Source organism: Bradyrhizobium sp. USDA 4354 (genome assembly GCF_054060315.1).
Window position 1 is genome coordinate 3,682,210 of the sequence record NZ_JBSSDC010000001.1, and the last position, 9,316, is coordinate 3,691,525.

A 9,316-nucleotide genomic window follows, 5' to 3' on the forward strand; every position below is an offset into this window, starting at 1 on the left:
GTGAAGGCACCAGCCTGCCTTTTGATATTACGACCTTCTCGGGGCTGCATTGGAAAACGACCGGCACTGTGGACGACAGGCGGCGGGCGTTCCGGGAGCACTGGCAAGCGATTCGCAGCCGACCCTCACTGGTTCAAGCGGAGCCTTTGATCTCATGAGCAACAAGCGCGAGGTCTTCGTTTCGGTCGACGTGGAGGCCGCCGGTCCCGTTCCCGGCGAGTTCAGTCTGTTGTCGATCGGCGCCTGCTCCATTTACGAGCCGGAAAAGACATTCGCGTGCGAGTTGAAACCGACCAGCCAGAACTTCGATCCCAAAGCCTTGGAGGTAAGCGGATTCTCTTTAGACCAACTCACGCAAAACGGGCTTGCCCCTTCGGATGCCATGCGGGCCTTTGCGGACTGGCTATCGACCATCGCCCGTCGGAATGAAATGCCGGTATTCGTCGGGTTCAATGCGCCGTTCGATTGGTCTTTCGTAAATTACTATTTCCATCGATTCTATGGAAGCAATCCGTTCGGCTTCACGGCGCTCGATATCAAGGCGCTGTATATGGGCGCTACCAGCTGTCGTTGGGGCGATACGCGCTCGAGCAAGATTGCCGAAAGGCTTAAACCAGTCTTGTCCGGGACGCATGATGCGCTGCGCGACGCGTTGTATCAGGCCGAGATGTTTCGGCTAATTCGATCCGAGCTCATGGATAGAGGCTGATATTTGTTGTCAGCGCGGGCAGCTGCCGCTGTCGCGCCCGTCTCGGAACCGTTGAACGTCTTCAACCGAGCGGGCGTCGACCTGCAGGCCTAAGCTGACCCGATCACGAAGTTAGTCAACCTTCTGGCCCGCCGCTCGCTCCCACGCGCCTCGAGAGGCGTGGCACCGCACGCTGCACAAGTCGTGATTTCGGGGATCTAAGGAACAGCATGGTGCCCGTTGCCGTCGAGAGCGATGGCGCGCCCGACACGCTTTGAACGTGTGGCCTTGCCTCGGCAAGGTGAGGAGATTACCAGCCGGACAATCCTGCCGGCGGTATCAGGCATCGAAAGGATCGAACGCGAGAGCGGTGCCTCGACGATGCCAGCCATCGCCGCTCGGGAAAGTGCCTCAGTGCGGCGGAGATGAATGGTGACCAACGCAACCCGATCGCATATTGAGCCGACCGATGGTTTTCAACCTCAAGGCCGCCGCCGCCGAATAAGGTTGGCCTCCATCTCGCCATCAAACTGGGGTGGCTCGAGCTGTACGCGTCGGGCGCCTTTGTCCGGATACTGAAGACAGAGGCTGCTAACCGAGATGGCGTTACTGATAGCGGAGCACTTTAATTGATGGCTGTATCGTAAACCGGTAAGCAACGAGAGGAGACGTTCCGAAAGCCTCGATCAGATTTCCGCAAGCAGGGCACTAGTACTTGCCCTCCGTGCCACGCTCAGAGGTAAGCTCAAGACGGCGGAAGCCAGCACCGCACTCGGAACACATCACATCACTCTTTCTCATACACCGCCTCCTCACGCTGTACACCGTCACAATTCTTTAACATGTGTTTAGTTGCGGCACATCTGCTTTGTCCAGATCCGCGGTCGCGCCATCAGCATTGCCGTCCGCTGATGCCCACCCACTTGGGCGTGTGCCGACGAAGTTCACATAGATGCACGTGATGGAAGTTGATGTCGCAGCCAAGTCGGCGGAAGAAGTCTCCATTCTCGACAGATCAACTGGCCGCGCAGATGCGACGTTCAAAACGTCCATTCGAAGCTTCTCGTCGTCATGCTCTCGGTCGCTGACCACTTGCGATCACAAACCGATCATCCGCCCGTTCAAAGGCCTCAATATCCAATCCATGCCCACTGTCCGCTGCCCAATACCACCGCGGGGCATCCCCGAAATCAGAATCGATCATATTGATCCTTCTAATCGCAAAAGTAGGATGAACGGTAACCGAGCGTATGCCCTTCATTAGATGCGGGCGTTGATCCAGTCCCAGACCTTTTGTGACAACCAGCCTTGATGCTGACCATTCACCAGTTTCGTGACCATCAGCCTGTCGTTGTTATCCATGTATCGCCGGATTTCAGAATCCAGCGTGTCGGCTGTGGAGGCGGATTGGATGAACCATACCGAGTCGAGACCCTCATCTTTAATATGTGGATAGCGCGACATGTGATCGATCAGGTTCTGTCGCGCCTGCGCATAGTTCGGCTTGTGTTTGTTTAGATCCCAAGTGACCAGATAGACGCCCATTGCTGATTTCCTTCAAGTAAAACTGGCAGAGTGCCCTACCACACGCGCACTGCAAGTGGCCGGCGGAATCCCGATTACACACGCCTAAAATCATCGCGCGTGTTGAGCCGTGCGCCGAAATCGAGCGAAAATAAGAGTGAGCCCGGACCAAGGCCGAAACACGCGCGAATGTGTCACTTTTGTAGCGGGCCACCGCGCGCCGCCCTTCCTCAGTCACGCCAACCGTGATGCCGTTGTGCTCGCCATACATTACTGCAGGCTCGACATCATCGGCGGTCAATCCAAGATCGCGAGCAATCTCGTGCCAGAGGTACTGCTGCATTGGCGCCGGATCATTCGCTATGAGCGTGTTGAGGTGGTCGACGACGTGTTGCGCCATCGCGTTGTGCTCAGCGACCTTACGACGCTTGTTCGGATCGGCGCCGCGGTAGTCCTTGAGGCGTGGTTGAAGCGCGAGCTGCATTTCTTAGGCCGGCCAATCAGGTGCCCGATCGGCCGCCTCGCAGTCCTCGGCATACCGATCATCGTACGCATCCTTCGAGGCACGCCGGACGACCTCGAGACGCCCCCGTCGGAACGCCGCGCCGGATTACCTCCTGGAAGGTGAGGTCGACCCACTCCCCGACGAGCGGGATTGGCGCCTAGCGAGCACCATTCCAGTCGCGTAGTCGACCTCTGCGGCCTCCTGCGTGCATGCCTGAAATCGGACAAGATCACCGGCGCTCAAACGATTGAGCCATCATAGATCGCGCCCTTCTGCGCAGTCGCGCGGGCTGCCGGTAGCCAGTACGCTGGATGTCACGATCTGGATAATAGCAGCGGCGATACTCCTCGGATAAGGTCTGGGCACCGAAGGGGCAGAGAATGGTGGCACGGCCCCTAAATATCCGGTGATGACTTTTAGTTTGCATCTTTTTCCGACCCGAGTCCGATCGGTGCTGCATCAGCTTAGTGCGCGAGCCGATTAGCGCGAGCGGACCGTGCCTCTTGTACAGACCTGGAGGTGAACGCCTGTATAAGCCTTAGCTCCATCGAGGCGATCGGTTGGCATCTGTTTCGATACGGGGGCAACGGTTTTCGAGGTCGATACGGGCGTCAGGGACCCCTGGTACACGCGGCTGGACAGCAAACTAATCGAAGTACCGGTTTTTGGTGCAGGAACCGCTTGCGCGATGGCAAGCAATGACAGTTTCAAAGCCTCTCCGATCCGCGGCACCGTCTGCAGTGCCCCGGCGAATGGTTCCATCGTCATCAACCGGGACACGTGTCCCCGGCCACGGGCTTTGGCTCATTCGAGTCGGATCTAAATCGTCGCTCGCCTAATCCTGTCTGCTACGGGATAGGGAATACCAAGCTTGCGTTCGGCGGCTCACAACATCAAATCAGTTTTCTGGCGGCGCGAAGTGCGCAATTCTTGTTCAAATTCGGACAGCGGCACAAAGCCAGGCGGATTCAAAACACTGGTCGCAGTGAAGTGCCGTTGAGCTATTCATGCGCAATTGGGCACTTAATGCGCGCAGACGATTCTGGCACGGACGTTGCTACTAAGGTGCAGCAGTACTGAAGGTGCTGAGCGCACCAAACGCGAGACCAGCGATGCTCTCCTTTCTTGAACCGGTGTGGCTCGCTTGTGAGAGGAAGAGCTGGTTGCTTGTGATCTTGTATGTCGTCGCGCTTAGCGCGGCGACACCGACCTTCGCTGCGGATCTCGCTCGGCAGCCCGTCTACACCAAGGCACCACCCCTCTCGGTCGCGGTCGCGATCGGAGATCAGCTAGCACAAAACGTCGCGCAGCCTCTGACAATAACTTTGGAGAGTAACATGGCGCTGGGCTTAGAATCCCCAGCTCCCCCGATCAAGGTGGAGAATTGGCTGCGTGGTCAGCCCCTCACGAGCTTCCAGCCCGGGAAAGTGTACATCGTCGAATTTTGGGCAACTTGGTGCGCACCATGTGTGGCGGCGCTGTCCGATCTGGTACAGCTGCAAGAGAAATACAGAGATAGCGGAATTGAGGTCCTCGGAATAGCAGCTCAAGAGCGCGCTCAAACAGCGGAAGAGGCCCGAAGCAAGTTGGACGCGTGGTTGACCGAAAGGTTACCGAATCTCAACTATCGGATCGGGTTCAACTACACACGCGAAATGGACAAGCTTTGGATGGATTCCAGCTTTTCTGTCGGGATTCCGACCTCGTTCGTGGTCGACTGTGATGGCCGCATCGCCTTTATCGGTTCCCCGACGCAACTCGATGACGTTTTGCCGAAGATTCTGACAGGCCGCTGGCGCATCAGCGATGAAGCGAAAGCCGCCGATGCAGAGCGGATCGCCAAGGGCGAACGCACAATGCCGATCTTCGCCAAACTGACGCCGGCGATGAAGGCGCGGGATTGGGCGACGGCGCTTTCAGTGGTCGAAGAAGCCGTCGCTGTTTTGCCGGACGACGTGAACTTCCGCGTGCTCCATGCGGATCTGTTGCTTCACAAAATGCACGACTTGCAGGCCGGCCTGCCGGTGATGCGCCAATTGGTTCATGACGCGATCAACAAAAAATCCGCGCTGTGGATGGCCGGGGCGATGCGCCAACTCTTTGATCCGGCGAATGACAACTCTCATTTGCCGCAGGCCGAGCGCTTCGCGATGGGCGATGCGTTATCCGAACACATTCTGGCAGTGAATCCTCCGCAACGCGGCGAGGCCCCTAAGTTCCTGTTCTATCCGGCGGTCGCTCAGTACTATTATGAGAGCGGCAACAAGGACCGCGCGATCGAGTTGATCGAGGTGACGCTGAAGTCGCTGGACGGCCCCGCACCTATCCCGGACAAACTGAAACAGCAGGTTATGTCGGTATTGGTCCAAACGCTGGCCAACTACAAGGGTCAGAAGGCCTGCTACGGGTCTCTTTGTGCGGCTCCGCAACCCGGAGTCCCGCAAAGTACCAAAGCGCAAGCGCCGGAGGAGAAAGATGAAAAAGAGAGTGACGCCGATCGCTCCTACCTGGCTCACACAAGCTCGGATCGCGCAAGGCTGGCCGATGGCTCAGATCGATGCTCTCAGCCCGAGGAGCTCGCAAAGCGTGAGGCGCTTCAGCTAAGCGCTTACGCCAAGAGTGGGTGAAATGGGCAGAAGATTTCGGCCGCAGCCCAGATCGCGGGCATTTATCGCATCCCTCGGATGGCGCGCCAAGCATTGTGCACATCGGGTCTGGATCGAACGGTTTTTACACCGTGTGCGCCACAAACCCCCAGCGCCATGACCAGTCAAGATGACAAACGACCCGCCGCAATCGGCTTGGTTCTCCCGTTTGCGTTGGAGCACTGGCTGAAGCAGCCAGTCCGTGCCACTATTGTCCTCGTCGGCTTCTTAGGTGCGACGGTCGCCGACCTGTTCATGCCGGTCTATTCCGGCCGTCTAGTGGATGCATTGACCTCGGTCCCCTCCGACCAAGCGGCGCGACATGCGGCACTTATTGCGTTCGCTGGTACCCTCGCCCTTGGTCTGCTCTCGATCATATTGCGGTTTACGGGCTTCCAGGCGATCGTGCCGTTTACGCTGAAGACCATGTCAGATGTTGCCCGTGGGGGCTTCATGCGAGTGCAGCGCTTCTCAACCGACTGGCACGCTAACTCGTTCGCCGGCTCGACCGTGCGCAAGATCACCCGCGGCATGTGGGCGCTTGACCTGCTTAATCATACGATCCTGATGGCATTGTTGCCGTCGCTCGCGGTGCTCGTGGGCTCGACGATCCTGCTCGGCCTGCATTGGCCCGAGCTTGGCGCCGTGTTCGGCCTCGGCGCAGTGATCTACGTCGCCATGACGACGGCATTCACGATCGGCTACATCGCGCCGGCGGCGCGCGTCTCCAACGCCTGGGACAGCAAAGTCAGCGGCACGCTAGCGGACGCGCTCACCTGCAATACTGTGGTGAAATCCTTCGGTGCTGAGGCGCGTGAGGATGCGCGGCTTGATGGTGTCGTCAGACGCTGGCGGGCGCGGGTGCAGCGCACCTGGCTGCGGTCCAACGGCACAAGCACGGTGCAGCTCGTGATGCTGTTGTGCTTTCGTGCTTCGGTGATCGGCGGCGCCATCCTGCTGTGGATGGCGGGGCGGACCTCTCCAGGCGACGTCACTTATGTGTTGACAAGCTATTACATCATCCACGCGTATTTGCGTGACGTCGGGATGCACATCAACAATCTGCAGCGCTCGGTGAACGACATGGAGGAACTAGTTACCATCTATGGCGAGCCGATCGGCATTGTCGATGCCCCCGACGCCAAGCCGATCGACATTCACTGTGGGAGGATCACGTTCGAGGATGTCACCTTCCTCTATGACGGGGATCGCGTGCCGCTCTACGACGAATTGTCGATCAACATCCGCGCCGGCGAGCGGATCGGTCTGGTCGGCCGCTCCGGCTCCGGCAAGACCACGTTCGTCAAGCTGCTTCAGCGGCTCTACGACGTCTCCGGCGGCCGGATCCTGATCGACGGCCAGGACGTTGCGAAAGCCACGCAGCAGTCGCTGCGCAGCCAGATCGCGATCGTGGAGCAGGAGCCGATCCTGTTTCACCGCTCGCTGGCTGAAAACATCGCTTATGGCCGACCCGGCGCGAGCATGGCGGCGATCAAGCAGGCCGCGAGGCTCGCCAATGCGCATGACTTCATCATACGATCGCCGAAGGGCTACGGCACGCTGGTGGGTGAGCGCGGCGTAAATCTGTCGGGCGGCGAGCGGCAGCGCGTTGCGCTGGCGCGCGCGTTCCTTGCCGATGCGCCAGTGTTGATCCTGGACGAGGCGACGTCGAGCCTGGATTCGGAATCGGAAGCGCTGATCCAAGAGGCGATGGAACGGCTGATGAAGGACCGTACCTCGATCGTAATCGCGCACCGCCTGTCGACGGTGCGCGGCCTCGACCGCGTCCTGGTGTTCGATCGCGGCGAGATCGTCGAGCAGGGCACGCACCCGGCACTGATCGCGCAACCCGGCGGCATCTATCGCAGTCTGTTCGAGCGGCAGGCCGTCGAGTTCGGTCCGCTCTCGGCGGAAGACCAACCTAAAACATGGCCGGTCGCATCTCCGTAGGCCTAGTGCTATTTGGCCGCGCTGGAGGGACATTAGCATGGCCTAGTAGTCCCACTTGCAATCTGGTGACGGAGACGCGCGATGCAAAGGCGCATGAAGAGTTCTTCCGGACGTGGCGCCCAGACATCGTTGAGCCGGGCCGGCCGTTCGGCTTAAGCGAGGTCCGCGGCGACGGCAGCGGGATCACGGAGGCACGGCGGATGCTGCCGCAGGTGCTTAATGCGCGGGTGCGCGGCCAGACGCGGCGGCTTGGTGTGACTCTGGCGGGCCTCTGCCACCTGGTGTGGGGGAGGTGTTGCGCGCAGCAGCGGCCGCGAGCAGGTGGTGTTCGGCATGGTGCTGTTCGGCCGCATGCATGCGGCGCCGGTGCCGCCGCACGATGGGCCTGTTCATCAACACCCTGCTGGTGCGGCTCGATCTCGACCGCACCGGCGTCGAGGCAAGCCTGCACATCACACATGCGCGAGCTGCTCGCGCATGAGCATGCCTCACTGATCGACTTCCGCCCAACGTGGTCAGAACAGGTAAGTGGGGCGGTTAGAAGTCGAATGTCGGCGGGTTTTGCGTATGGCGGAGAAGCGCCGCGGCAGGAGGACAACCTTATGCGCTTTGCTAATTCGAGTGATTGCGCCCCCCGAGTGTGAGGCCACCGACCGCTGGGACCGAGGCACGGGGGCGCTCCCAAAAGATGAGTTTCGCTAGACTGTTCAGCCACGAATCCGTCCGCTCTCTCCTGCGCTGCGTTTCGATCGCAGGGTCCGGCGTGATCAAAACCGAGCGCAACGGCTCAGTGCATGCAAAGATGGCCGCTATCGACGCACAGATGCCCCAGGCTGCTGCTACTGCTTTCGGCCCCTTGAATGAGTTCGGGGTTGGCACAGGAGGGCTGTTGAGTATCGTCGACGACGTGTGCGGTCCCCGACAGGCCATCGTCCCCCAACTCACGCAACGATTCGATAGGAGAGGTCTTGTCGCGGGCAGGGATCTTCGCCCAGGCAGTTGCTTGTTTCGGTGATCGTCGCCTTGTCGTCGGTGTTATTGTTTGAGCTGTGTCTGGTTCAGGACATCGATGCCTCAAGTCGAACAGTAAAACTCATCTATGGCGGCTATAAGCGCGTTGTTCTTTGAGGAACTCTCGCGCAATATCGTTGGCACGTCGGTTGCTTAGGATGCGTAGAACTCTGTGACGATTATCTCGCTTCGCAGGCGCTGCCAAAGAGTTCGGATTTGATTTCTCAATCGGTCCAAATGTAGCATCGGATGCGGAGCAAACGCGCTCAGAATTTGAGGGGCCTCATGTTTGCATCGCAATGGGAAAATAGCCGATCCACCACCTTGGCGATTTCAGAAAAAATGCGGAAATGGGAAGAGCGCAAAACAGAGCTCTTCCGTGCTTAAGCGGATGTGGCCCAGGCATAACGCTGACTTGTTGGAGAAGATGAGTCTGAAGAACCTGGTCGCTGCTACGGACTAAACTGCTGAAGGTGTACCTGCCGCTCGCGGGACGATGTTGATTTGGTCTGATTATCCATTGTGAGGAAGGTGCTATGCAGGACTGAACCAACCTCTCAGGTCTCAGAGCTGGTGCGGCGTAGCGGTGTTGGAGTTGCTCACATTGCTCTTGAGGTCGACAATGTAGATGCTGCTGTGCAGACCCTAAAGTCTCGCGGTCTGGGATTTGATACGACCGTAGTTCGTTGTCCTGGATTGGCGCAGGCCTTCTCGAGTCGCTCCATTGAAACGGGGCTTAGCTTCGAGTTCATTCACCGAGATGGAGAGAGTGGCCTCCTCGAATCGAACGTTCAGCAGCTTTTTGGTCAGCTTGAACAGTCGGGCAAATATTGACGGAAGAGGCAGGACCTCCAGTCATGCGCGTGCTCCAACATCTTCATCGCCCAGCCGCGCTTCAAGGCTGTCTAATAGGTGCCCGGCTGCAAAGTTCAGCGATCAAGTGCTTGAGCCTGCTGTCGCGTCCCTTTTCCTCAGCTTTCACACTTGCGTCTG

The 9,316-nt window shown here is 58.8% G+C and carries 6 protein-coding genes; 5 read left to right on the forward strand and 1 reads right to left on the reverse strand.

The window, feature by feature from the left end; genetic code table 11:
• Positions 1–154: 154 nt before the first annotated feature.
• Positions 155–709, forward strand: a complete 555-nt coding sequence (locus ACVIIV_RS16930; protein ID WP_456745162.1) for a 3'-5' exonuclease — start codon at positions 155–157, stop codon at positions 707–709.
• 1,239 nt (positions 710–1,948) lie between these two features.
• On the opposite strand, the gene ACVIIV_RS16935 is transcribed toward ACVIIV_RS16930, so the two are convergent.
• A complete protein-coding gene (locus ACVIIV_RS16935; protein ID WP_456745163.1) occupies positions 1,949–2,233 on the reverse strand; it encodes a hypothetical protein in 285 nt (94 codons plus the stop codon).
• 136 nt (positions 2,234–2,369) lie between these two features.
• Here ACVIIV_RS16935 and ACVIIV_RS16940 point away from each other — a divergent pair, with 136 nt between their 5' ends.
• The 4 genes from ACVIIV_RS16940 to ACVIIV_RS16955 all read left to right on the forward strand — a co-directional run bounded on the left by ACVIIV_RS16940 (position 2,370) and on the right by ACVIIV_RS16955 (position 7,793).
• On the forward strand, positions 2,370–2,840 hold the full coding sequence (locus tag ACVIIV_RS16940) for a hypothetical protein (protein WP_456745164.1): 471 nt from the start codon (positions 2,370–2,372) through the stop codon (positions 2,838–2,840).
• A gap of 989 nt (positions 2,841–3,829) precedes the next feature.
• On the forward strand, positions 3,830–5,344 hold the full coding sequence (locus ACVIIV_RS16945; RefSeq protein WP_456745165.1) for a TlpA disulfide reductase family protein: 1,515 nt from the start codon (positions 3,830–3,832) through the stop codon (positions 5,342–5,344).
• A 135-nt stretch (positions 5,345–5,479) separates the two neighbouring features.
• Positions 5,480–7,312, forward strand: a complete 1,833-nt coding sequence (locus ACVIIV_RS16950) for an ABC transporter ATP-binding protein (protein WP_456745166.1) — start codon at positions 5,480–5,482, stop codon at positions 7,310–7,312.
• A 355-nt stretch (positions 7,313–7,667) separates the two neighbouring features.
• Positions 7,668–7,793 carry a hypothetical protein gene (locus tag ACVIIV_RS16955; protein ID WP_456745167.1) on the forward strand — a complete coding sequence of 42 codons (126 nt, stop codon included), beginning with the start codon at positions 7,668–7,670 and terminating at the stop codon, positions 7,791–7,793.
• The last annotated feature ends 1,523 nt before the right edge of the window (positions 7,794–9,316 follow it).

What these genes read in the sequence shown, in the direction of transcription:
- ACVIIV_RS16935 (WP_456745163.1), bottom strand. Translation starts at nt 2,233, where the DNA reads ATGGGCGTCTATCTGGTCACTTGGGATCTAAACAAACACAAGCCGAAC.
- ACVIIV_RS16950 (WP_456745166.1), top strand. Translation starts at nt 5,480, where the DNA reads ATGACCAGTCAAGATGACAAACGACCCGCCGCAATCGGCTTGGTTCTC.
- ACVIIV_RS16930 (WP_456745162.1), top strand. Translation starts at nt 155, where the DNA reads ATGAGCAACAAGCGCGAGGTCTTCGTTTCGGTCGACGTGGAGGCCGCC.
- ACVIIV_RS16955 (WP_456745167.1), top strand. Translation starts at nt 7,668, where the DNA reads ATGCGGCGCCGGTGCCGCCGCACGATGGGCCTGTTCATCAACACCCTG.
- ACVIIV_RS16945 (WP_456745165.1), top strand. Translation starts at nt 3,830, where the DNA reads ATGCTCTCCTTTCTTGAACCGGTGTGGCTCGCTTGTGAGAGGAAGAGC.